The sequence below is a fragment of the Streptomyces rectiverticillatus genome (assembly GCF_013394065.1).
GTDB classification, from domain to species: Bacteria; Actinomycetota; Actinomycetes; order Streptomycetales; family Streptomycetaceae; genus Streptomyces; species Streptomyces rectiverticillatus.
On record NZ_CP040752.1, the window covers coordinates 7,200,657 to 7,224,908 of the forward strand.

Annotated in this window: 20 protein-coding genes; 7 read left to right on the forward strand and 13 right to left on the reverse strand. The window is 72.9% G+C overall.

Annotated features, from left to right (window positions below; translation table 11 throughout):
* Positions 1-26 precede the first annotated feature (26 nt).
* The 3 genes from FGW37_RS31150 to FGW37_RS31160 all read left to right on the forward strand — a co-directional run bounded on the left by FGW37_RS31150 (position 27) and on the right by FGW37_RS31160 (position 4,048).
* Positions 27-1,409 (forward strand): family 2B encapsulin nanocompartment shell protein, encoded by a 1,383-nt coding sequence (locus FGW37_RS31150; protein ID WP_179084125.1) that lies wholly within the window; start codon positions 27-29, stop codon positions 1,407-1,409.
* Positions 1,396-2,721 carry a cysteine desulfurase gene (locus tag FGW37_RS31155; protein ID WP_179084126.1) on the forward strand — a complete coding sequence of 442 codons (1,326 nt, stop codon included), beginning with the start codon at positions 1,396-1,398 and terminating at the stop codon, positions 2,719-2,721. Before FGW37_RS31150 ends, FGW37_RS31155 begins: the two co-directional genes overlap by 14 nt.
* 232 nt (positions 2,722-2,953) lie before the next feature.
* Positions 2,954-4,048, forward strand: coding sequence for a hypothetical protein (locus FGW37_RS31160; protein ID WP_246430659.1), 1,095 nt, complete (start codon positions 2,954-2,956; stop codon positions 4,046-4,048).
* A gap of 83 nt (positions 4,049-4,131) precedes the next feature.
* Here FGW37_RS31160 and FGW37_RS31165 read toward each other — a convergent pair whose 3' ends face one another.
* From FGW37_RS31165 to FGW37_RS31215, 11 genes are all read right to left on the reverse strand, one after another.
* On the reverse strand, positions 4,132-5,079 hold the full coding sequence (locus FGW37_RS31165) for an MBL fold metallo-hydrolase (RefSeq protein ID WP_179084127.1): 948 nt from the start codon (positions 5,077-5,079) through the stop codon (positions 4,132-4,134).
* 67 nt (positions 5,080-5,146) lie between these two features.
* On the reverse strand, positions 5,147-6,235 hold the full coding sequence (locus FGW37_RS31170) for a PP2C family protein-serine/threonine phosphatase (RefSeq protein WP_179084128.1): 1,089 nt from the start codon (positions 6,233-6,235) through the stop codon (positions 5,147-5,149).
* Positions 6,236-6,296: 61 nt separating this feature from the next.
* Positions 6,297-6,452, reverse strand: a complete 156-nt coding sequence (locus tag FGW37_RS31175; protein ID WP_179084129.1) for a hypothetical protein — start codon at positions 6,450-6,452, stop codon at positions 6,297-6,299.
* A gap of 25 nt (positions 6,453-6,477) precedes the next feature.
* Positions 6,478-8,310 carry a carbamoyltransferase family protein gene (locus FGW37_RS31180; protein ID WP_179084130.1) on the reverse strand — a complete coding sequence of 611 codons (1,833 nt, stop codon included), beginning with the start codon at positions 8,308-8,310 and terminating at the stop codon, positions 6,478-6,480.
* 165 nt (positions 8,311-8,475) lie between these two features.
* Positions 8,476-9,396 (reverse strand): SGNH/GDSL hydrolase family protein, encoded by a 921-nt coding sequence (locus tag FGW37_RS31185; RefSeq protein ID WP_246430660.1) that lies wholly within the window; start codon positions 9,394-9,396, stop codon positions 8,476-8,478.
* A 58-nt stretch (positions 9,397-9,454) separates the two neighbouring features.
* Positions 9,455-10,384, reverse strand: a complete 930-nt coding sequence (locus FGW37_RS31190; RefSeq protein WP_179084131.1) for an NAD(P)/FAD-dependent oxidoreductase — start codon at positions 10,382-10,384, stop codon at positions 9,455-9,457.
* Positions 10,365-11,702, reverse strand: coding sequence for an MFS transporter (locus tag FGW37_RS31195; RefSeq protein ID WP_179084132.1), 1,338 nt, complete (start codon positions 11,700-11,702; stop codon positions 10,365-10,367). The genes FGW37_RS31190 and FGW37_RS31195 overlap by 20 nt, the downstream gene beginning before the upstream one ends.
* Positions 11,703-11,754: 52 nt before the next feature.
* Positions 11,755-12,645, reverse strand: coding sequence for a phytanoyl-CoA dioxygenase family protein (locus tag FGW37_RS31200; protein ID WP_179084133.1), 891 nt, complete (start codon positions 12,643-12,645; stop codon positions 11,755-11,757).
* 84 nt (positions 12,646-12,729) lie between these two features.
* The gene (locus FGW37_RS31205; RefSeq protein ID WP_179084134.1) at positions 12,730-14,565 is read right to left on the reverse strand and encodes a carbamoyltransferase C-terminal domain-containing protein; all 1,836 of its coding nucleotides are present in this window, start codon (positions 14,563-14,565) and stop codon (positions 12,730-12,732) included.
* 11 nt (positions 14,566-14,576) lie between these two features.
* Positions 14,577-16,136, reverse strand: a complete 1,560-nt coding sequence (locus FGW37_RS31210) for a radical SAM/SPASM domain-containing protein (RefSeq protein WP_179084135.1) — start codon at positions 16,134-16,136, stop codon at positions 14,577-14,579.
* Between the two features lie 130 nt (positions 16,137-16,266).
* On the reverse strand, positions 16,267-16,431 hold the full coding sequence (locus tag FGW37_RS31215) for a hypothetical protein (RefSeq protein ID WP_179084136.1): 165 nt from the start codon (positions 16,429-16,431) through the stop codon (positions 16,267-16,269).
* Between the two features lie 764 nt (positions 16,432-17,195).
* Between FGW37_RS31215 and FGW37_RS31220 the strand changes: the two genes are divergently transcribed.
* Positions 17,196-18,512: an alpha/beta hydrolase gene (locus tag FGW37_RS31220; RefSeq protein ID WP_179084137.1), complete on the forward strand. Its 1,317-nt coding sequence runs from the start codon at positions 17,196-17,198 to the stop codon at positions 18,510-18,512.
* Positions 18,509-21,031: a bifunctional lysylphosphatidylglycerol flippase/synthetase MprF gene (locus tag FGW37_RS31225; protein WP_179084138.1), complete on the forward strand. Its 2,523-nt coding sequence runs from the start codon at positions 18,509-18,511 to the stop codon at positions 21,029-21,031. Before FGW37_RS31220 ends, FGW37_RS31225 begins: the two co-directional genes overlap by 4 nt.
* 13 nt (positions 21,032-21,044) lie before the next feature.
* Here the strand turns inward: FGW37_RS31225 and map are convergent, their stop codons facing one another.
* Complete coding sequence (gene map, locus FGW37_RS31230; protein ID WP_179084139.1) at positions 21,045-21,812, reverse strand: type I methionyl aminopeptidase; 768 nt, start codon at positions 21,810-21,812, stop codon at positions 21,045-21,047.
* A gap of 86 nt (positions 21,813-21,898) precedes the next feature.
* Here map and FGW37_RS31235 point away from each other — a divergent pair, with 86 nt between their 5' ends.
* Positions 21,899-22,177, forward strand: coding sequence for a helix-turn-helix domain-containing protein (locus FGW37_RS31235; protein WP_179084140.1), 279 nt, complete (start codon positions 21,899-21,901; stop codon positions 22,175-22,177).
* 119 nt (positions 22,178-22,296) lie between these two features.
* Complete coding sequence (locus FGW37_RS31240) at positions 22,297-23,517, forward strand: FAD-dependent oxidoreductase (RefSeq protein ID WP_179084141.1); 1,221 nt, start codon at positions 22,297-22,299, stop codon at positions 23,515-23,517.
* A 33-nt stretch (positions 23,518-23,550) separates the two neighbouring features.
* Here FGW37_RS31240 and FGW37_RS31245 read toward each other — a convergent pair whose 3' ends face one another.
* Positions 23,551-24,174 (reverse strand): TetR/AcrR family transcriptional regulator, encoded by a 624-nt coding sequence (locus FGW37_RS31245; RefSeq protein ID WP_179084142.1) that lies wholly within the window; start codon positions 24,172-24,174, stop codon positions 23,551-23,553.
* Positions 24,175-24,252: the final 78 nt, after the last annotated feature.

Sequence of the window (24,252 nt, forward strand, 5' to 3'; positions counted from 1 at the left end):
CTCGTTACCCACACGAGGAGGTCCTCATGAACGACCGGTTGAGTCTCAGCCCGGACGCGGCACGGCAGCTTGCGACCACCACCAAGACCACCCCGCAGATGCGCGGCGTCACGCCCCGCTACCTGCTCCGCGCCCTGCCCTGGGTGGACGTCGAGTCCGGCATCTACCGCGTCAACCGCCGGCGGACCTTCATACTCGGCGACGACCGGATCACCACGTACCGGAACGACGACGCCCACCACATCGTCCCGGAGGACCTGCGGGAGATCCCCTACCTGCGCGAGGCGGGCGAGGACCTCCTGCGCGAACTGGCCGCCTCCTTCACCGAGGTCTCCTTCGAGGCCGGGCAGACCCTGGTCGAGGAGGGCGACACCACGGGCCGGCTGTGGGTCCTCGTCCAGGGCCGGGCGGAGAAGCGGGCCACCGGCCGCTACGGCGAGGACGCGCTCCTCGAAGTCGTCGGCGACGGCCAGTTCTTCGACCTCGACTCCTGGTCCCACGGCCGCCCCGCGCCCTACCGCGTCCAGGCCCTGACCCCCGGCACCGCGCTCTGCGCCGACCGCGACCACCTGGCCCGGCTGGCCGGGCGCGACGAGGCGCTGAGCGCCGCCCTCGCCGCCTTCAACGCCGGGGAGCGGACCGCACCCGGCTCCGAGGTGCCGGTGGACCTCACCGCCGGGCACGTCGGCGAGCCCGACCTGCCGGGCACCTTCGTCGACTACGAGGACGTCCCCCGCGAGTACCACATGACGCTCGCCCAGACCGTGCTGCGCGTCCACTCCCGCGTCGCCGACCTCTACAACGAGCCCATCGACCAGACCCGGGCCCAGGCCGACCTGACCGTCCAGGCGCTGCGCGAGCGCCAGGAGCGGTCGATGCTCAACCACCCCGAGTTCGGCCTGTTCAACAACGTCGCCCCGGGCCAGCGGGTGCAGACCCGCACCGGCGCCCCGACCCCCGACGACATGGACGAGCTCCTCAGCAGGGTCTGGAAGCAGCCCTCCTACTTCCTCGCCCACCCGCGCGCCATCGCCGCCTTCGGCCGCGAGTGCACGCGCCGCGGCGTGCCCCCGGTCATCGAGAACCGCTTCGGCAGCCCCCTGCTGACCTGGCGCGGCGTCCCGCTGCTGCCCTCCGACAAGGTGCGCATCACCGGCCCGAACGGCGCCGGCACCACCGAGATCCTGCTGATGCGCGTCGGCGAGGCCGAGCAGGGCGTGGTGGGCCTGCGCCCCTCGAAGGTGCCCGACGAGGTCGAGCCCGGCCTGTCGATGCGCAACATGGGCATGGACCAGAAGGGCATCACCCAGTACCTGATGACGGCCTACTTCAACGCCGCGGTGCTGGTCGAGGACGCCCTCGCCGTGCTCCAGAACGTCGAGGTGTCCAAGTACCATGACTACTCCTGACATGTCGTGGGGCGCGCACGCCCCGGGCATGGCCCCGGTGCCGGCCGTGCCCCGGCAGCCCACCGCGGGCAGCGCTGCCACCCGCAGCGGCGGGTTCACCCCCGAGGCCGCACGGCAGGACGTCCCCGTCCTGCAGCGGCCCGTCAACGGACGCCCCGTCGTCTGGCTCGACAACGGCGCGACCACCCAGAAGCCCCGCCAGGTCATCGAGACCCTGGCCGCCTACTACGCCACCGCCAACTCCAACATCCACCGCGGTGCGCACACCCTGGCCCGCGAGGCCACCGAGATGTACGAGGGCGGACGGGCCGCGGTCGCCGACTTCCTGGGCGCCCCGTCACCCGGCACCGTCGTCTTCACCCGGGGCACCACCGAGGCCGTCAACCTCGTCGCACAGAGCTGGGGACGCGCCAACCTCGGCCCCGGCGACGAGATCCTGGTCTCCACCCTGGAGCACCACTCCAACATCGTCCCCTGGCAGATGATCGCCAAGGAGCGGCGGGCCCGGGTCGTGCCGATCCCGCTGCTGCCCGACGGCAGCATCGACCAGGACGCCTACGCCGACCTGCTCTCCTTCCGCACTCAGCTCGTCGCGATCAGCCACGCCTCCAACGTGCTGGGCACGGTGCCGCCGGTGAAGGAGATGACGGCACTGGCCCACCGCTACAACGCCAAGGTGCTCGTGGACGGCGCCCAGGCCGTCGCCCACTTCCCCGTGGACGTCCAGGACCTGGACAGCGACTTCTACGTCTTCTCCGGGCACAAGCTCTACGCACCCACGGGCATCGGGGCGATGTACGCCAAGCCGGAGATCCTGGCCGCCATGCCGCCGTGGCAGGGCGGCGGCAACATGATCGACCAGGTGGAGTTCGGCAAGGTGACCTACGCGCCGCCGCCGCACTGCTTCGAGGCCGGCACCGGGCACATCTCCGGCGTCGTCGGGCTCAAGGCCGCCATCGACTGGCTGACCTCCTTCGGCCGCGAGGCGGTCGCCGCGTACGAGACCGCGCTGCTCGGCCACGCCCGGCAGGCCCTCGCCGCGGTACCGGGCCTCACCCTCCTGGGCAGCGCGCCCGAGAAGATCGCGGTGCTGACCTTCACGCTCGCCGGCCGGGACCCGATGGAGGTGGCCCGCAGGCTGGACCAGGACGGCATCGCCGTCCGCGCCGGCCACCACTGCGCCCAGCCCTCGCTGCGCCACTACGGGCTGGAGGCCGCGACCCGGGCCTCGCTGGCCCTGTACAACACCGCCGAGGAGGTGGACCAGCTGGCCGCCTCGCTCCTGCAGATCCAGGCGCAAGGCACCACCTGACCCGCACTCACATAGCCCGGACCGCCGTACAGTAGCCCCGGTGCACCGCGCGCCGGGGCACGCTGTCGTCCCGGGCTTGCGGCATCCGGGGTGTCGCGCCGAACCGATGCGCGGCACAACTACGAGATTCCGCGGTATTTCCGGTGGCACAGGGAACCATCAGCTACGGAAGACAATCTCGTACGTCAGAGACGCACGGGTGTGCGTACGACCCGGAAGCAGGGGGCGGTACATGTCACGAAGAGTCGCGCAGCGGCGGTCGTCGGCGGTGCGGGGCGCCATGGGATCGGTGGCCGCGCTCGCGGCCGGGCTGATCCTCGTCGCGGGGACGCCCGGGACGGCCGCGGCCATACCGGCCGCGGGCAGCACGCGGACGGCACCGAGCTGCGGCAGCGACCAGGAGCCGCACCGGCCCTCCGCCGCCGGGGCCGCCGCAGCCGGCGCCGCCACGGCCGAGCCGCCGGCGGCCGCGGTCGGCACCGCTGCGGAGAAGATCTCCTTCAGCCTGCCCTCCCAGCTGCCCATCGGCATGTGGTCGCGCGCCGGCGTCACACTGCGCACGCCCGTCTCCAAGGGCACCGTCCGGCTCGACGTCCGCAGCCGCGGCTTCGGCACCGACTCCCTCGTGATCCAGCGCTACGTGCCGAAGACCCACCGCTGGACGGACCTGAAGACCCGTCCGTCCGGCTCCAACACGCACGGCGTCTTCACCTTCCCCCTCACCGCGGACGCGAGCGCGTCCCGCCCGCACAGCGTGGCCCTGCGCATCCAGGACCTCGACCGCCCGGGCACCGTCACCGTCACCACCTCCGTCGAGGACGGCAAGGGCCGCACCCACCGCGCCCCGGCCCGCACCGCCACGGCCACCCGGCCGGAGGTCTCGGCCGGCGGCTGGAAGAGCGGCACTGCGCTCAGCCGCGGCGGTGCGGCGAGCGCCCCCTTCACCCTCACGGTGAAGAACACCACCAACCGCCCCTACCCCTCCCTGTACGCCTCCTACTTCGCCTACGGTGCCGGCACCGCCCACGCCCTGGCCCCCAAGGACCTCGTCCTGCAGCAGTACCGGCCCGGCCACGGCTGGGAGCGCGTGCAGCTCGCCGCCGGCGGCTGCGACCCCGGCATGAGCGCCACGCTGCTGCCGGTCACCAAGGGCCCGCTGGCGCCGGGCGCCACCGCCACCTACCGGCTGCGGGTCGCCGTCGCCGGATCGGCCCCGCGCGACGTGACCAAGGCGGACGCGGGCCTGACGGTGGGCAACGGCGACCTGTCCTTCTTCCACCAGGACCTGCCCTTCACGGTCCGGGCGGGCAAGACGCCGGGCAAGTAGCGCACCTGCGCGGTCGACACCGCGGGCCGGCCCTTCCGGAAGGGCCGGCCCGTCGGTTTTCGCCGGGAGAACAGCCGGCCGCGTCAGGACGGGCCCGGGTCCCCGTCCTCCGTGCGGTCGAACGCCGCCCAGCGGGCGAGCGCGAACTTCCCGCCCTCCCGGCGCACTTCGGCGGCGCCGTGGCCCGGCAGGTGCGCCGGGAACACCAGGGCCCGGGTGTCGGCGGCCTCCTCCAGGAACCGCCGGCGCGAGCGGGTGGCCTGCGCCTGGTCCTCGCTCAGGCACGTGTCGCAGTCGGGCTCGGCTATCTGCAGCGGGCTGTGTACCAGGTCGCCGATGAACAGGGCGCGCTCCGTGCCCGACTCCAGCCGCACCACGGCCGAGCCCGGCGTGTGCCCCGGAGCGGCCTCCAGGCTCAGCCCCGCGTCGATGCGGTGGCCGTCGCCCTCCCAGAGCACCATCTGCCCGGCCCGGTGCACAGGGAGCACACTGTCCTCGAACACCTCGGCGACACCCTCGGCGAGACTCAGGTCCCCGAGGACGCCCCGGGGGGTGTGCGGGCCGTCCGGGTTCCAGTAGTCGAAGTCGGCCCTGGCCACGAGATACGTCGCGTTCGGGAACGTCGGCACCCACACGCCGTCCTGCAACCGGGTGTTCCAGCCGATGTGGTCCGAGTGCAGATGCGTGTTCACGACGACGTCCACGTCCTCGGGACGGACCCCGGCGGCGGCCAGCCGCTCCAGGTAGCCGGTCTTCAGCTGCGACCAGTCCGGCATGTGCGGCCGGTCCTTGTCGTTGCCCAGCCCCGTGTCCACGAGCACCGTACGGCCCTCGCTGCGCAGCACCCACGTCTGCACGTTGCACACCAGCTGATCGGTGGCCGGACGCCAGAAGTCCGGCGCCAGCCACGACTCGTTCTCCTTCCACATCCGCGGGGTGCTGGAGGGAAAGACGGCGGGAACGGGTGCGACCGGCGAGTGCCATTCCACGATGCGGGTGATGTCCACTCCGCCCAAGGTGATCGTCTGCATGCCAACGACGCTATGCACCGCAGGCGGAACCGCCAAGAGGCAGATATCACCGTTGTGTTGAGCAGCTTTACTGTTCGCGCCGCACCGCGAGCAGCGCCGCGTCGTCCGACAGCTCGCCGCCCGCGTAGGCCAGGAGATCCGCGACGACGCGGTCCATCAGCGGCGCCGGGGCCGACTCCGGCATGCCGGCCAGGCGCTCCGCCAGCGGGTAGAAGCGGCCCGCCGCGTCCCGTGCCTCCGTCACCCCGTCGGTGTACAGCAGCAGCAGGTCGCCCCGCTCGAACACGAAGGCCTGCCCGCGGTACGCGTCGTCCACCATGCGCAGCAGCGCCAGCGGCGGCTGGGGGACCGGCGTCGGCACCTCCCTGACCCGGCCCGCCCGGTACAGCAGCGGCGGCAGATGGCCGCAGTTCACCAGCTCCGCCCGGCCCGGCTCGGCCACTTGCACCAGGACCGCGGTCACGAACTCCTCGCCGGGCCGCCGCCGGCACATCGCGGCGTCCAGGCGCCCCGCCACGGCCGCGAGGGAGGGCTCGACCTGCGCAGCCTCCCGGAAGGTCCCCAGCACGGCCGCAGCCGTGTCGATCGAGGAGAGCCCCTTGCCGCGCACGTCCCCCAGCAGCAGCCGCGTCCCGAACGGCGTCGTGAGCGCCTCGTACAGATCGCCGCCCACGCGCGCCTCCGCGGCGGCCGCCAGATAGCGCACCGCCACCCGCAGCCCGTCCATCCGCTCCGGCGGCGGCCGCAGCAGCGTCTGCTGCGCGGCCTCCGCCACCGACCGCGACTGCAGCAGCTCCCGCTCCCGTGTGGCCACCAGCAGGACGTTCGCGGTGCTGACGCACGTGATGGCCAGCACCGTGATGCCGGACGTCAGGTGGACGAGCGCCGGCACCTGGTCGTCGGCGAGCGCCAGCGGGGCGACGAGCACGAGTGCCCCCAGGCCCACCAGCATCGGCACCCGCGCCTTCCGGGAGCCGATGCTGGCCAGGACCGGCGCGGTGGCCAGGACGGGGGACACCGTCCACCGCGGGTCCGACGCGAGGTCCATCACGACGGCCGTGCCCAGCAGCGCGTACGCCGCCACGACGAGGAGGCGCGCGCGATGCGGCAGGCGCGGCGCCCGGGGCTGACCGTCCGGGCCGGTGACGTGCGTCATGATTGATTTCCACGATAGGCACGCCCGCCCCGGCCGCAACCCGTCCCGCCCGGCCCCGCCGTCAGCGTTCCCCGGGGCCGCTCCCCGGCGTGAAGTGCCAGTACGTCTGCGCCCGTGGCAGCCGGCGCCGTGCCAAGGGGTCGCGCACCCTCCGCCGGCACCAGCCCCACGGGGTGACCGCCAGGTAGTACACCGCGGTCAGCAGCACCGTCCGCACGGCGTCACACCTCCTTCCCCGGCAGTCAGTCCATCGGGATCCCGCCACGCCAGTCCCGCTCCTCCTGCCACGGCGGCTGCTCCTCCTTGCGCAGCAGGAAGCCGCCCAGCGCCAGCAGATCGATGTTGGTCCGCATGAAACACGCGTAGGCCTCCCGCGGCGTACGGACGATCGGCTCGCCGCGCACATTGAACGACGTGTTCACCAGCACCGGGCAGCCGGTGCGCTCCTTGAACGCCAGCAGCACCCGGCGCAGCCGCGGGTGGCGCCCGTCCACGGTCTGCACCCGCGCCGAGCCGTCCACGTGCGTCACCGCCGGGACGGTCGACCTCGGCACGCGCAGCAGATCCAGGCCGCGCACCCCCTCCGGCACCTCGGCGGCCAGCCGCTGCGCGGTCGCCACCCGGCCCACGATCAGCATGTACGGGCTCTCCTGGCGCAGGTCGAACCAGTCCTTCGCGTCCTCGGCGAGCACGGCGGGCGCGAACGGCCGGAACGACTCGCGGAACTTCGTCCGCAGGTTGAGCGCCGACTGCATGCCCGGGTCGCGCGGGTCGGCGAGGATGGACCGCGAGCCCAGCGCCCGCGGCCCGAACTCCATACGGCCCTGGAACCAGCCCACGATCGCACCGCCCGCCAGCGCACCGGCCACCTGCTGCGCCACGCCGTCGAAGCCCGGGCGCTCGTACGGGATCCCGTGGGCGTCCAGGTACGCGCCGATCTCGTCGTCCGAGTACGCCGGACCGAGCAGCGCGCCGGCCATCGCGTCGCGCCCGGAGCCCAGGTGCGCGCGGGGCGCCCCCCGCTCGTGGGCCTCCGCGAGCGCCGCCCCGAGCGAGCCCCCGGCGTCACCGGCCGCGGGCTGCACCCACAGCTCCGTCAGGCCCGCGTCCTCCAGCAGCCTGCCGTTGGCCACGCAGTTGAGCGCGACGCCGCCCGCCAGGCACAGCCGAGGCTCCCCGGTCAGCCGTCGCGCGGTGCGGGCCAGCCGGGCCACCACCTCCTCCGTCACCTGCTGCACCGAGGCCGCCAGGTCGAACTCCCGCTCGGTCAGCGGCCCTTCCGGCCGGCGCCGCGGGCCGCCGAAGAGCTGCTCGAAAGCGGGGCCGGTCATCACCTGACCCCGCAGGAACTCGAAGCGGCGCAGGTCCAGCCGGAACGAGCCGTCCGGCTTGACGTCGATCAGCTGCTCCCGGATCAGCGGCGCGAATCGCGGCGTCCCGTACGGCGCGAGGCCCATCAGCTTGTACTCGCCCGAGTCGACCTTGAACCCGCAGAAGTAGGTGAACGCCGAGTACAGCAGCCCCAGCGAGTGCGGGAACCGCAGCTCCGCGAGGTGCCGCAGCCGGGTGCCCACGCCCTGCCACACGGTGGTCGTCGCCCACTCGCCGACCCCGTCGACGCACAGCACGGCGGCCGACGGGTAGGGGCTTGCGAAGAACGCGGACGCGGCGTGGGACTCGTGGTGGCGCCGCGCCACGACCTCCGGCACCGCCCGGCCCTGCGGTCCGGCGAGGTGGTCGCGCACCGCCCGGGTGGCGTGCCGCTTCCAGCCGAGCCACGCCGGCATCCCGTCCAGGAACGACGGGAGGCCGTGCGGCGCGGCCCCCGCGTACGTCGCGAGCACCCGCCGGAACTTCAGCGCCGGATCCTCGTAGTAGGCGACCGCGCAGACGTCACCGAGGTCCGCCCCGGCCTCCCGCAGGCAGTAGCCGACCGCTTCGTGCGGGAAGGACGGGTCGTGCCGCCTGCGGCTGAACCGCTCCTCCTGCGCGGCCGCGACCGGGACGCCGTCGGCGACCAGCGCGGCCGCGCTGTCGTGATAGAAGGCCGACAGGCCGAGAACCAGCTGCGTCACGTGGCGTCCCCTCCCGCTCAGTCCCCTCCCACTCAGAACATGGGGTAGATGGACGCGTCGTCCGCCGGCTGCGGCTTCAGCGCCCGCTTGCGGCGCAGCAGCCGCGCCAGGATCCTGCGGAGCAGTGCCATGCGATGCCTCCCCTCGCGGTGTCCTTCCGGCTTTTCAGAGCGTGCCGAGGCGGTCGGCGAGGACGCGGGCGACCGCGTCGTACCCCGCGTCGACGCAGTGCACCCGGTCCACGAACAGCCAGTCCGCAGGAGCCGTCGCCGCCCCGAGGGCCTCGTTCATGTCGAGGAAGGGCACCCCCAGCCCCGCACAGCCCTCGCGCAGGGCCGCCGCGTAGGCGCGGCCGACGTCCATCGAGGCGATGTCGTTGTGCAGCCGGCGCCAGTTGGAGACGTCGTCCAGCTCGTCGAACAGCGCCTTCTCCTGGGCGGCGGGCTCCTCCCGCACCCAGGGCGCGAGCGGCTGCAGGACGAACGTCAGCCGCGCCCCGAGCGCCCCGGCCAGCAGCTTCCACCCGCCGAGGTGGCGGACCGTCAGCCCGGTGGCGTGCGCGATCCGCTCGGCCGGGCCCGGCACCGCCGACGCGTCCGGCGCGGGCCCGCACTCGAAGAAGGCGCCGTGCCGGCCGTGCTGCGCCGCGGGCAGGCGGCTGAGCACGAGGTTGTTGACGCCGGAGACCAGGACGATCTCCGCCACCTCGGGCAGCAGGTGCTGGAAGAGCGTCAGCAGCATCAGCTCCTGCGCCGAATTCAGGCTCTGGCCCGAGAAGTTGAGCCACGGAAGCCCCGGGGCGTGGTGGCTGCCCAGCCGCGAGGAGAGCGTCGCGTGATCCCCGCTCGCCCCCACGCCGAAGACCGCCGAGCTGCCGGCCAGCAGCCGGACGGGACCCGGCGGGCGGCCGTCGGCCACCGTCGCGGGCCCGTCCGCCGTGTGGGTGACCCGGAATCCGCAGGAGTCGGTGGAGTACACCGGGGTCCGCTCGTTGCCGTACTGGAAGAAGCCGATGTAGGGCTGGTCCTCCAGGACGAAGGTGTAGTGCTCCATGTGGGGGACGAGTTCGGCGCGCGGGGACTTCATGGGGCAGGGCTCTCCTCGGGTGTCCGGGCGGCGGGTGGCGGGCGGCGGGGACGCGGCGTCAGTGGGCGGCGGGCGGCAGGTCGTAGAGCGCGCCGGGCCGGTCCTCGCGGATCAGGTCGGCGTTGACGGCCATGGCGGCGAGGCCGCCGCTGGCCGCGGCCATGGCCGCCTGCTGCATGTTCTTGCCCAGGTCGCCGGCCACGTACAGGCGGGGGAGCGAGGTCCGGCCGCGCTCGTCGGTCTGCACCGAGGTGAGGTCGGCGGCCTGCAGCCAGGGGCGCAGCGGCTCCACGCGCGGCTCGGTGTCCATGTGCAGGAACAGGGCCGTGAAGGACAGCGAGCGCCCGCCGGCCAGTTCGACGGCCACCCCGTCGGGGTGGGCCGAGACGCCGGCGACCTCGTCGGGCACGGTGTCCACCCCGGAGGCGGCCAGGTATCCGCGCTCCTCCTCGGGCAGCTCCCGCCGGTCCGACAGGTAGGTGAGCGAGGACGTCCAAGCGGTCAGGGTCGCGGCGAGGCACTCGCCGGGCACCGCGCCGCCGTAGACGCCGAAGGAGCCGTCGCGCACCTCGTAGGCGTGGCAGTACGGGCACTCGAAGACGCCCTTGCCCCACAGCGCGGCGAGCCCCGGCACGTCGGGCAGCTTGGAGCGCACTCCGGCCGCGTAGATCACCGTGCGGCTCGTGAGCGCCCCGGCCTCCTTGGCCGTCGTCACCAGGCGGTCGCCCTCGGGCGCCACGGTGATCACCTCGTCGTCGAGGAACTCCACGCCGTAGCGGGAGATTTCGGCGCGGGCGCGGGCGCGGAAGTCCGCGATGGTCACCCCGTCGTTGGTGAGCATGTTGTGCATGACGCCCGCCGCCATGTTCCGGGCGTCGCCGGAGTCGACGAGGGCGACGCGCCTGCGCGACCTGCCCAGGTACAGCGCCGCGTTGAGGCCCGCCGGGCCGCCGCCGACGATCACGGTGTCATACGCTTCCGCGGTCATGCTCTCCTCTTTCGGTGTCGGTGTCGGTGTCGGTGTGCTGCTGCTGATGTTGATGCGGTACGCGGGAGGACTCCGGCTGTTCGCCGGTGAGCATGTCCTGGCGCAGCGGCGCGAGCAGGGCGACGGATCCCAGGATCAGGACGGCCCCGGACGAGACGAAGACGGTGGTGACGGAGGTGGTGCGGGCGAGCAGGCCGCCGAGGGCCGCTCCGATCGGCATCGTTCCCCACGAACACAGCCGTGACACGCTCATCACGCGGCCCTGCAGTTCCGGCGGCGCGAACCGCTGGCGCAGGGACAGAACCGGGATGTTCCAGCTCATCATGAAGACGCCGTTGCAGAAGATCGCGGCACCTGCGAGGACCGTGTTCCCCGCCAGCCCCAGGCCGGCGTAGGCCGCGCCCGACAGGATCAGCGACCACTGCGCCAGGACCAGCGTGGGCAGCCGCCGCGCCAGCCGGGGCGCGAGCCACGTCCCGGCGATCGAGCCGATGGAGCCGACGGTCAGCAGCAGGCCGTAGCCGGTGGCGTGCAGGTGCAGGGTGCGGTAGGCGAGCAGCACCAGCATCGAGAACGTCGCGGAGTACACCAGGCCGTAGAGGGCGCTGGCCGCCAGCGTGCGCGTGAGCGCCGCCCGCGTGAGCACGAAGGCGACCCCCGTGCGCAGGTCCTGCCACAGGGACCGGGCCGCGGACGTGCCGGGCGGGGGCGCCGTGCGCGGGGCCGCCTTGACGCCGGCCAGGCCCAGCAGCAGGACGGCGGCGAGCCCGTAGAGCGCCCCGCCCGTCGCCAGCGCCAGGGTCGCGCCGACCCCGACCAGGAGACCGGCCAGCGGCGGGCCCGCCATCTCGTTGAGGATGATCTGCGGGGCGAACAGCCTGCCGTTGGCGTGCTCCAGGTGCTCCGACTCCACGATGTCGGGCAGCATCGCGGGCGCCGCGGTCTCCGCCAGGGTCTCGGCGATCCCGAGGACGAACGACAGCACGTACAGCACGGCCAGCGACGTGCCCGCCGCGAACGCCGCGACGGCCGCCAGCAGCGCGGCCGCGCGCGTGACGTTGCTGACCAGCAGGATGCGCCGCCGGTCGTGACGGTCCGCCAGGACGCCCGCGGGCAGCGCGAACAGCAGCCACGGCAGCATGTTGACCGCGGTGAGCCCGGCCACCACCATCGGCTGCGGGTGGCTCGCGACCACCAGCAGGGGCAGCAGGGTGCGGGTGACGCCGTCCCCGGCGTTGGACGCCACGGACGACGACCACAGCCAGTGGAAGCGGCTGCCCAGCACGGGCTTGCGGGCCGGTGCCCCGGTCTCGGTCAAGGGATCTCACTCCGCGTCCGGCCGTGCCCCGCGGCCCCGCCGCCCGGCGCGGTCACGACCAACTCGTAAGCCCCAGGAGCCGCTCGCCCAGCGGAGTGAGCTCGGCGCGCCCGTAGAGCTCGCGCTCCTTCTTGCGAGGGCTTCCGTGGTGCTCGTGCTCGTGCGGCGGGATCCGGTCCCGCCAGAACCGTACGCGGCTGTCCCGGAGCGCGGCGTCGTCCTCCAGGGCGGGCGCCATGGAGATGTACTGTGCCATACGCACCCGGTCCGCGGAGCGGTTCGGGCGCACTCCGTGCGGCAGCAGGCTGTTGAAGATGATCAGATCGCCGGGGTCCACCTGCAGCGTCTCGATCTCGTAGCCGCTGATGTCCGGCGTCATCGGGTCGCGGTCCGGCGGCTGTTCCTCCAGCCAGCCGTCCAGCTTCTCGAAGATGCCGGGCACGCACTGGAAGCCGCCGATCTCCTCGTCGCCCGCGCTGACCGAGAGCACGCCCTGGCAGCTGATGGGCAGCGGCCGCCGGGAGGTGTCGACGTCCCAGTGGACGAACCCACCGAACTCACGGCTGCCGCGGTTGGGCGGGTTGACGTTGGCGAAGTCGATCACGACCCACAGGCCGGTGGTGTCCCAGATGTCGACGAACGCGTCGTACACCCGCTGCGTCTGCCGGTTGTCCCACATGGCCTGGTGGTTGTAGATCTCCACCAGCCCGCTGTGGCCGGGCAGCCGCTGGTTGTCCGTGCGGCCCGCGTACCAGGTGGAGGGGTCGCCGGGGGTCATGTCCTCGAATTCCCACAGGGCCTTCTCCAGCCGCTCCACGTTGCCGGCGGGCACGGCCCGGCGGACGACGACGTAGCCGCGGGTGATCCAGTGCTCCCAGTCCTCGGGGGACAGCACACGCAGGGGCAGCTCCTTGCGGATGTCCCTGAGCTGGGTCCTCGCCATGTTCGGTGCTCCTTGTGGCTCGTGCTCTGCGGGCGGTCGGGCCGGGCGGGGCGGTGCGGGCGGGGCGGCGGTCACCTGGTCCGTTCAGGTGATGACGGCCCGCTCGTCGGCCAGGACGACGGCGTCCAGCGCCGTGGTGTCCAGCAGCTCCAGCGCGTCCCCGAGGTCGTTGAGGATGGGCCGTCCGCCGCCGTTGGCGCTGGTGTTGATGAGGATCGGCAGGCCGGTGCGGCCGGCCAGCGCGTGGCACAGGCGGTGCAGCAGCGGGTGCTCCGCTGCGTGCACGGTCTGCAGCCGCGCGGTGCCGTCGATGTGCCGCACCTCGGCGAGCTGCTCCGCCTGCTCCTCGCGGACGCGCACGGCGAACAGCATCGTGTCGGTGTGGTCGAGCGGGCCGGTGAAGTACGCGTCGGCCACCTCGGCGGGGCACAGCGGGGCCACAGGCCGGAACCACTCGCGGCGCTTGATGGTCTGCGAGACGTGCCGCCGGGCGCCGGTCCAGTGCGGTGAGACGAGCAGCGACCGGTGCCCCAGGGCCCGCGGCCCGGTCTCCATGCCGCCGCCGAGCCAGGCCACGCACTTGCGCCCGGCGAGCAGGGCGGCCACGTGGTCGACGAGGGCGGTGTCGCTCGCGAGGGTCAGGCGGGTCCGCCCGGTGGGCAGCGGGTCGCGCGCCGTGAGCCGGGGGCCGCAGTAGGCCGGCCCCGCTCCGGTGCGGCTCCCGCCGGCTGCCGGCCGGTCCGCCGGCGCGGCCACGGCCAGCGCGGCGCCCAGCGCGATCCCGGAGTCGTCACAGCAGGTGGGGATGGAGACCCGGGTGAACAGGCCGCTCTCCGCGATGCGGGTGTTCGCCGTGATGTTCAGGGCACAGCCCCCGGCGTAGCAGAGCGCCGGATAGCCGGGCCAGCGCTCGTGGAGCCCGGTGACGAGGTGGGCGAGATCCTCCTCCACGGCGGTCTGGAGCGTTGCGGCCAGGGTGCGGCAGACCGGGTCGCCCGGGCTGTGGCCCACGAGGTAGCGGTGCCCGCGCGGGGTGCGGATCTCGTCGGGGAACACCCCTCCGTAGGAGTGCACGACGTCGTCGTCGGTGGCGTCGGCCAGCAGCCCGTCGAGATAGCCGCCCGCGTCCTCGTCGTACGGGTACCAGGTGTCCTCGTACCGCAGGGCGCTGCCGGCGGGCGCCCGGTCGCCGAGGGGTGCCAGGAGGCCGGGTGCGGTGCGCCGGGCGCGCTCCCCGGCGAGCATCGTGCGCAGCACGGGCAGCAGGTCCGGGTCGGTGGCGCCGGTGGCGGCCAGGCCCAGCAGCTTGCCCGTGTCGAACTGCCCGCCGTGCACCCTGCGGGCCAGGGCCTCGTAGACCAGCCCGAAGCGGGGGCCGGTGCGGTTGCTGAAGGACAGGACGGGGGTCAGCGACGGGCCGTCGCCCAGGCACACCATGCCGCACTCGGCGTAGTTGCCGGTGCCGTCCAGGACGAGCGTGAGGGCCTTGGCCGCCCCGGAGGTGTAGTAGGCCAGGGCCGCGTGCGCGTAGTGGTGGCGGACGGCCACGACGGGCAGGGGGCCTGCGGGACCGTCGGCGAGCGGCCAGTCCACGGACTTGACCGGGCGCAGCACGGACGTGGCCAGGGCGTCGCCCGGGCGGCTCCAGGTGATGTCCTCGGAGACGAGCTCGACGAGCCCGTCGGGCAGGATCCGGCACGCGGGGGTGTACCAGTCGGCGACGGCGACCGTGGTGACCGGGCCGCGGGCGAGCGCGTGCAGCCGGTTCACCCAGTCGCCGATCTCGCCGGCGAACCGGGCGTTGCCGCCGCACACGTGCCGCAGCCCCACCTGCCGCTCGCCCTCGATGACGTGGAGCCCCTGGCGCTGAGCCAGTGCCGCGCCACCGTCGTGACCGAAGTTGAGTCCGATCGTCGGCATGGCCGGGCTCCTCAGAGGCCCGCGCAGAACTGGGCGTGGTGGCGCTCCAGCAGCCCTTGGACGACTTCGCGCATGTACGCGCAGTAGCCCGGGGACATGACCTGGATGGACCCGTTCTCCTCCTCCAGGGCGCCCGCCGAGCCGCCCGAGCACGTGCCCTGGAGCTCGCAGCCCTGGCAGCCGGGCCCGTTGGTGTAGGCGCGCATGCCGTAGTCCCGGTAGGCCGAGGAGTTGAACACCCCCCGCCAGTCGTCGATGGTGCCGAGCTTGCGCGCCGTCGCCTTGCAGGCGAACACACTGCCGTTGGGCTCGATGGACAGCTGCCGGCCCACGGCCGGGCACGTCTTGTAGTCCGCCTGCGCGGCCCACTTCGCCTCGTCGGCGATCATCTGGAACGTCTGGTACCAGTAGCCGCTGAGCTGGACCCCGCGCTCGCGCCCGTAGTCGACGGCGGACAGCAGCTTCTGCGCCACGTCGTGCGGGCTGTGCTGCTCGAAGAACTCGCGGGCCTGGAAGGAGACGATCACGTCCAGGGAGTCCAGGCCGGCCTCGGCGACGAAGTCGATCAGCGGGGTGCCCCACTTGTCCCACGTGTACTGCGACAGGACGGTGGTGATGCTGACGGGCACGCCCGCGGCCTTCATGTCGAGGATGGCCTTGCGTACCACCGGCCACGGCGTGCGCTGCTGCTGCCCGCCGCGGAACTCGCCGGTCTCGGGGACGAGGTAGTCGATCGAGACGGTGGTGGAGACCCGGTGGTCGGCCAGGGCCTGCAGCAGCTCGGCGTCGATGCGCGAGCCGTTGCTCGTCATGTCGTAGGAGAGTGAGACGCCGTCGTGGAAGTGCCCGAAGGTGCGCAGGATGTGCAGGATCGTATTGCGGGCGAGCGTCGGCTCGCCGCCGAAGAAGGACACCGTGAGCTCGCCGCCGCCGTTGGCCTTGCGCAGCGCCACCGCTTCCCGCAGCGTCTTCTCCGCCACCTGAGGGGACATGTGCATCGAGGGGTTGCGGGCGCCGTCGGTGCCCTCGTTCCAGTCGCCGCGGGCGAGCGTCGGGCCGCTGTCGCCGCGCGCGGTGCGCAGCTGGACGAGGACCGGGCCCGGCTTGACGGACTCCCCGGACGTGTTGCGCTCCTCCACGCCGCCGTCGAAGTTGTAGGCGAAACAGCCCTGACAGGAGAAATTGCACGCGTTCGTCAGCACCAGCTGGATCGAGGAGTGGAAGACGCCGCTGCTGAGCGCCTCGCCCCGGGCGGCGAGGAGTTCGTCGATCTGCGCCGCCTCGTCGTGCCCGGCCTCCACGAGGTACTGCGCCTCGATCAGGCTGTCGACCGCCTCGCTGCCCGCCCGCTCCCGCAGCAGGTCCAGGGGGATGCCGCCGGCGGCTTCGCGGAGCAGCTCGACCGTGTCGCGGTCCACCAGGCGGGCGTTGCCGAAGAGGGAGTGGAAGGCCACCGTGCGCTCGGTGCCGTCGTAGGCGTCGAGCCGGCCGCCGAACCGGGCGAAGTCACGGTCCTTGGCGGTGCGCATCGTACGGACGTAACGGGAGGACTGGTAAACCGGAGCCGACATCGGTGGACTTCCTCCTGGAAACGGTGCGGGATCGAACGGGCCGGGACGGGCCGGGGGAGCGCGCTCGTGGAACGGGCCCGCCGCGGGCGTGGATCGCGGCGGGCCCGTCGGAACCGGTGCGCCGGGACGGCTAGGCGGGTGTGGCCGGCGCCTTCGTCTCGGAGGCCTCCGTGACGGACTCCGCCTTCGGCACCGGCGTGATCGTCGGTGCGTTGCCCTTGTCGGGCGAGACGAACCCGCAGGGGCGCGACGACGCCGTGGGCGTCGGCGTGATCATTTTCTTGACTTCGGCCATCAGTCTCTCCTCGCCGTGGTCGGGCGGTATGCGTACATACGCGGTCAGCGAATCATGGCCGGGTTGGGCCGGGGGATATTTGTTCCGGCCACTTTTTTCGGAGCGTATTACTTGATCGAGGGCGATGCGATGACCATACGAATGACATGGATTCATGTTCGAGAAGGGTGGACGCGGCGGCAGGATGAGCGCGGAGTTCCGGCCTCACCAGGCAGCATGCGAAAAACGGTCCTTCTGCTCGCCGTGCCGGATATGCATGTGCATGGCATGGATCAAATACCAGCGCCTTACGGGCCGTTACGGAGCGGGAGGGGACCGGCGCCGGGAAGGAAAATGATCTGTGGCCCGCTCTTTTCCTGCGCCGCCCGGCGCTCTTCCCTGCCCGCGGCATCGCAGCCGTGCGCGTGCGCGGGGGAGTGCGCCGGATTCCCCGTGTGCGCCGGGCGTATTCGAATCCTGTCGCGCGAAATAAGGGCAGTCCGCCGTGCGGAACCGGGAATCCTCCCGCCCCGGTCCGGGGAATTCGTCCGTGCGCTCCTGAGGGCCTTGCGGAGTCGACATCGCGGGCACGAGGCATCTCCTGTGGGGGAGAACGCTGTGCAGCCGGGTCCTTTCGGCTGAACGGCCGTACGGGGCCACCGAGAATCTCCCACCGCACACCTCCACCGGCAAGAGCTGCGACGTGCGTTCCCGAGGTGCCGAGTGCGTTCCCGAGTTGCTGACTTTATGGGGATATGTAGCATTTTCGGGGAGGTGTGCGTCGGATGCGGATAGCGGCAGGCCCGCTGGACTGGTCCCTGGTGAGCGGATGGATTCCGCTCGCCCTGCTGGCCGTGGGCCTGTGCGCCCTGGCGGTGCTCCTCTTCTCCCGCCGCCGCACCTGGTGGACCCGGTGGGCCCCGCTCGCCGTCCTGCTGGCCGCCGTCCTCACCTGGCTCCTGCGAACCGCCGTCGACGACTGGTGGCAGCCCTTCCCCGACCCCCTGCCCCTCAACGTGGTGATCTGGGCCGGGATCGCCGTCCTCGGGGTCTGCCTCGCCGCCTTCCGCATCCCGCTGCTGCGCCCCCGGTACTGGGCCGGCGCCGTCCTCGCCGCCCTCCTGGCCGTGCTCCTGGGAGCCTCCGAGATCAATCAGCACTTCGACCAGTACCCCACCGCGCGCTCCGCCCTCAACTCCTGGCTCACGAAGACCACGAGCATCACCGACGCCACCGGCCGCACCGAGCCGGCCCTGCGCGTCCCCGCGGGCAAGACCATCTCCGACGTCTGGCACCCGCCCCCGGGCATGGCCGGGAACGGCACCCTCTCCAAGTCGTCCATCCCTGGCACCCGGTCCGGCTTCGACGCCCGCGGCGCCTATGTCTACCTGCCGCCCGCATACCGGGCCAGCCCGCGCCCCCTGCTCCCCGTAGTCGTCCTCATGGCCGGCCAGCCCGGGTCCCCGGACGACTGGATCAACTCCGGGCGGCTCGTCGACATGATGAACGCCTTCGCCGGCGAGCACCGCGGACTCGCGCCCGTGATCGTCGTCGTGGACCCGCTCGGCTCCCAGTTCGCCAACACCCTCTGCCTCGACTCCAAGCTCGGCAACGTCCAGACCTACCTCGCCACCGACGTCCCCGCCTGGATCCGCTCCCACCTCCAGGTCGCCGACGCCCGCACCTCCTGGGTGATTTCCGGGATCTCCTTCGGCGGCACCTGCTCGATCCAGCTCGGCGTCAACGCCCCGCACGTCTACGGCGTCGTCAACGACATCTCCGGCCAGGAGGCGCCCACGCTCGGCAGCCGTCGGAAGACCGTCGAGGCGGCCTTCGGCGGCGACACGGCGGCCTTCACCGCGGTCAACCCCCTCGACGTCATGGCACGGCAGCGCTTCCCCGGCACCAAGGCCGCCTTCGTCGCCGGCAGCAGCGACGACACCTACCGGCCTCAGCAGCGCAAGGTGTACGACGCGGCCGTCAAGGCCGGGATGCGGGCCGAATGGGTCCTGCTCCCCGGCGGCCACAGCTGGCAGGTCTGGCGGCCGGGCCTGGAGAGGCAACTGCCGTGGATCTCCCGCGAGACGGGGCTGATCCGATGAGCGAGACCACCGCCCCGCCGCCCGCACCCACCACCGGCGACAGCACCCACCCCTGGCGCGTCACTCTCGACCGGCTGCTCGTCCCCGTCCGCCACGCCCCCTTCACCCTCGCCTTCCTCGCGGTCCTGTGGATCGTCGGGGCGGCCACCGGCAGCCTCGGCAGCGGGCCGGGCCCGCACCGCATGGAACACGTCGGCGTCGGCGTCCCCGCACTCGCCGAAGGCCGCTGGTGGACCCCGGTCAGCTCCCTGCTGTGGTGCCCCGGGCTCGGCGGCTACATCGGCGCCACCGTCATCGTCCTGCTGCTCGTCACCCCCTCCGAGCGGCGCCTGGGCGTGGCCCGCACCGCAGCCGTCCTCATCGGCGGCCAGATCCTCGGCACGCTTCTCGGCCTGGGAGCCGTCCAGCTCGGCAACGTCGCGGGGGAGTGGTGGCTGGAAGAGCTCGCCGGCGACCTCGCGGTCTCCCCGACCGTCGGAGCCCTCGCCGTCGGCGGCGTCCTCAGCTACCGGCTCACCGCCCTGTGGCGGCGCCGCACCCGCCTCGGCATCGTCGCCTTCGCCCTCGTCATGGCCCTCTACGTCGGCCACCTCCAGGGCGTCCTCCGCCTAGGCGGCGCCGTCGTCGGCCTCGTCATCGGCGCCCTGCTGTACCACCGGACCGGGCCGCTGCGCCTGCGGCACTCCTCCCACACCGAGGCCCGCGTCCTCGTCGCGCTCGTCGTGGCCGCCGCCGCCATCGGCCCCATGGTCGCGATCCTCTACCGGGACGCCTACGGCCCCCTCAACTCCTTCCAGCTCTACGTCTCGGTGCAGCCCACCGGCCAGGAGGTCACCGAGGCCTGCGCCGCCTCGGAGGAGGACTGCCACTTCGTCCACGCCCTGCGGAACTTCTACGACTCCCCTGCCACCGTCATGGCCGTGCTCGTCCCCGCGCTCATGCTCGTCCTCGCCGAGGGGCTGCGCCGCGGGCTGCGGCTCGCCTGGACGCTGGCCGTGCTCGTCCACCTCGCCTGGATCGCCCTCTTCTCCTGGTGGCTGCACGACTTCCTCAGCCACCCCGCCGGCTGGGCCGAGCCCGCCGAACGCTCCACGTACGCCCAGGCCTTCGCGGAGCAGATGCTGCTGCCCGTCCTGATCGTCGTCCTCCTGATCGTCACCCGCGCCCGCTTCGACCTGCGGCTGCCGCGCTCCGCCACGCGCAGGCTCGCAGCCGTCACCGGCGGCGCGCTCGTCCTGGCCTGCGCCGCCTACGTCGGGATCGGCTACGCGGTGCGCGACCAGTACGACCCCGAGGCCACGCCGTCGGTGCTCTTCTCCGGCCTGGCCTCGGAGTTCCTGCCGCCGACGCTGCTCGCCACCTTCACCGACTGGCCGGTCCCGGTCGGCGGGACCGCGCAGGCCCTGTTCCACTACTGCGGGCTCGTCTTCTGGCTCGTCACCCTGATCGCGCTGCTGGTCACCTTCCGCCGCCCGCGCCTGCACACCGACGCCGACGCCGCCGTGCGCGCCCGCGGACTCCTCGTCGCACACGGCGGCTCGACGCTCAGCTACCTCACCACGTGGGACGGCAACTACTACTGGTTCGACGCGAACGGCCGGGCCGCCGTGGCCTACCGGGTGGTCGCCACCGTGGCCCTGACCACCGGCGAACCCTTCGGCGTGCCCGACGCGCGGGCCGCCGCCGTCGCGGGCTTCTCGCGCCACTGCGACGAGCGCGGCTGGACGCCGTGCTTCTACAGCGTCGGCGAGGAGTCCCGCGCCGCGGCCGAGGCCCTGGGCTGGCGCTCGGTGCAGGTCGCCGAGGACACCGTCGTGCCCCTGCCCGGCCTCGCCTTCACCGGCAAGAAGTGGCAGGACGTCCGCACCGCCCTCAACAAGGCGAAGAAGGAGGGCATCACCGCCGAGTGGTGGTCCTACCCCGACGCCCCGGTCGCCATCACCGACCAGGTGCGCTCGATCTCCGAGGAGTGGGTCGCCGACAAGGGACTGCCGGAGATGGGCTTCACCCTGGGCGGCCTGGACGAGCTCGACGACCCGGCGGTGCGCTGCCTGATCGCCGTGGACGCCGACCGCACGGTGCACGGCATCACCAGCTGGATGCCGGTCTACGAAGCGGGCCGGCCGGTCGGCTGGACGCTGGACTTCATGCGGCGCCGGGCCGCCGGGTTCCGCGGCTCGATGGAATTCCTCATCGCCTCGGCCGCGCTCGGCTTCCAGGAGGAGGGCGCCCGCTTCCTCAGCCTCTCGGGCGCCCCGCTCGCCCGCAAGGCCACGGAGGAGCCGCCGGCCGCGCTCCAGCGGATCCTCGACTACGGGGGCAAGGTCCTCGAACCGGTCTACGGCTTCCGGTCGCTGCTGAACTTCAAATCCAAGTTCCAGCCGCAGTACCACCCCATGTACATGGCCTATCCGGACCCGGCCGCCCTCCCCGCCATCACCCGCGCCATCGGCAAGGCCTACCTGCCGCACATGACGGCGGCCCAAGGGGTGCGGCTGATGCGGCAGTTCTCCGCCTGAGCGGGCGGCGGACTCACGGCAGCGTGAGCACCCGCGGGCCGTCGTCCGTGATGGCGACCGTGTGCTCGATGTGCGCGGCGCGGCTGCCGTCGGTGGTGCGCAGGGTCCACCCGTCGGGGTCCGTGCGGTAGTCGTTGCGGCCGCCCGCCATGAGCATCGGCTCGATCGCGAGGACCAGACCGTGCCGCAGCGGCAGGCCCCTGCGGGGACGGCCCCAGTTGGGGACGGACGGGTCCTCGTGCATCTGCCGGCCGATGCCGTGACCGCCGAAGTCCTCGGGCATGCCGTAGCGCCCGGCGCGGGCGACCGCCGAGACGGCGTGGGAGATGTCACCGATGCGGTTGCCGACGACGGCCGCGGCGATGGCGGCGTCCAGGGCCCGCCGGGTGGCGTCGATGAGGGCGGCGTCGGCGGGCCGGGGCGAGCCGACGATGAAGCTCACCGCGGAGTCGCCCGTCCACCCGTCGAGCCGGGCGCCGCAGTCGATGCTGACCAGGTCCCCGTCGCGCAGCGCGTAGTCGTCCGGGATGCCGTGGACGACCGCGTCGTTGACCGAGGCGCAGATCACCGCCGGGAAGGGGGTGGGGGCGAAGGAGGGCCGGTAGCCCAGGAAGGGGGAGCTCGCCCCGGCCTCGCTCAGCACGGCGCGCGCCGCCTCGTCCAGCTCCCGCAGCCGTACTCCGGTCTTCGCGGCGTCACGGGCCGCGGCCAGCGCACGGGCGACGACCCGGCCCGCCGCGCGCATGGCCTCCAGTTCACCGTCGGTCTTGATCTCCACCATGGTCTCCGAACCTCCTCGGCGTACTGCCAATTTTTATACCGGCAATTCTTATACCGGTATTTGTATCACGGTCTAGTATCGGAGTCATGGTGAGGACCCCTTTGACCCCCTGGGAGCGGCAGCGCGGCGAGATGCTCGGCGCCCTGCTGCGCGAGGCGCGCGGCGAGCGGAGCATGGTGGAGATCGCCGCCGCCTCGGGACTGTCCGCGGAGACGCTCCGCAAGATCGAGACCGGTCGCGCGCCGACACCCGCCTTCTTCACGATCGCGGCGCTGGCCTCCGTGCTGCACCTGTCCATGGAGCAGCTGGCGGCGGCTGCCGCGGCAGGCGCCGATACGGCGGAGGAGGAAGCGTTGACGGCGTGAAGGCGGTGGACGGGACCCGTTCCTGACGGCTTTCCGGGCCCCTCCCGAAGCGTTGACTGACCGATCGGTTAGATTGCTGACCGATCGGTCAGAGTCATGCTCGGCGAGAGGCGGAAAGCATGGAAAGCACGACGTGCTGCGTGGTGGGCGGCGGACCCGCAGGCATGATGCTGGGACTGCTGCTGGCCAGGGCCGGGGTCCGGGTGACCGTCCTGGAGAAGCACCGCGACTTCCTGCGCGACTTCCGCGGCGACACCGTCCACCCCTCCACCCTGCGGCTGCTGGACGAGCTCGGCCTGGGGGAGCGGTTCGCGGAACTGCCCTTCCCCAAGCTGGAGGAGATGCGGATGGAGATCGGCGGCACCACCGTCGTCGCAGCCGACTTCCGCCGCATCCCCGGCCGCCACAAGTACATCGCCATGGTCCCGCAGTGGGACTTCCTCGACCTGCTGGCGAGCGCGGCCGCCGCCGAACCCTCCTTCACCCTGCGCATGTGCACCGAGGTCACGGGCCTGCGCAAGGAGGGCGGCCGCGTCACCGGCGTGCGCTACACCGCCGAGGACGGCACGCCCGGCGAGATCGCCGCCGCCCTGACCGTCGGCTGCGACGGCCGCCGCTCCGTGGTCCGCAGGGAAGCCGGCCTCGTCCAGGACGAATTCGACGTCCCCATGGACGTCTGGCAGGTCCGCGTGGACGCACCCCGCGGCGGCATCGAGGACGGCCGCGTCTTCGCCCGCTTCGGCGGCGGGCAGGCCGCGGTCACCATGGACCGGGGAGCGTACTTCCAGACCTCCTACCTCATCGCCAAGGGCCGCGACGCGGAGCTGCGCACCCACGACATCCAGTGGTTCCGCGACCGGCTCGGCGGCCTCTTCGGCTGGGACGCCGGAGTCACCGGCGCGATCCGCTCCTGGGACGACGTGAAGCTGCTCGACGTGACGATGGGACGGCTGCCGCGCTGGTACGCGGGCGGCCTGCTCTGCATCGGCGACGCGGCCCACACCATGTCGCCCGTCGGCGGCGTCGGCGTCAACCTCGCCGTCCAGGACGCCGTGGCGGCCGCCCGCATCCTCGCCGGCCCGCTGCGCGAGGGACGGGTGGGCGTCCACGACCTGGCACGGGTGCAGAAGCGCCGGCGCCTGCCTACGGCCCTGGTGCAGCAGTCGCAGCTGGGCGAGCACCAGCTGATCCGGAGCGCCCTCGACGGCACCCTGAGCGCCGCCGCCCTGCCCCTGCCGATGCGCCTCCTGCGCCGCGCGACGCCCCTGCGCACGGTCACCGCCTACCTGGGCGGAGTCGGGATACGGCCCGAGCGCGCGCCCGCCTTCGCGAGGGTGTAGGAGCAAGGGCGCACACCGCGACGGGCACCCGGCTCAGGCCGGGGCCCGGACCGCGTGGAGCGTGAACGTCACCAGTTCCTCGGCCGCCGCGCCGAGGTCGACGTCCGGGTCGGCGAGCCAGTGCGAGACCACCCCGTCGATCGCCCCGCCGATCGCGAGCGCCACCGCCCGCGTGTCGAACGCCCGCAGCCGGCCCGCCGCCTGCCCGGCCGCCAGCAGCTCCGCCAGGGCCTGCCAGCGGCCGCCGGTGTCGTGCCGGCCCGGCGTCTTCAGCTGCGTGCCGCCCTCGTCGTCGAGGAGCATCTCGGTGATGACCCGCACGTGCCGCCGGTTGGCCTGCTGGTAGCCGACCATCGCCCGGACGTAGGCGACGAGCGCGTCCAGCGGATCCGCCTCCCGCTCCACGCGTTCGGTGACGTACGCGCCGAACTGCTCCAGCACCTGCGCGAACGTCGCGCGCGTGAGGTTGTCCTTCGACGAGAAGTGGTAGAGGACCGCGGCCTTGGAGATCCCGGCCCGCTCCGCGATCGCCGACAGCGACGTCGCCGGATAGCCCCGGGTGGAGATCAGGTCGATGGTGCTCTCGATGATCTGCTGCCGGCGCGCCCGCTCCGTGAAGGTCGGCGCGCCGGGACCGGCACTGCGGCGAGGGGTCATCGCGACGCCACCTCCGCCTTTCTCGCTCTGCGGCCTTCACCGTCCTCCGGCCGACGGACACCAGACCGTACACCGCCG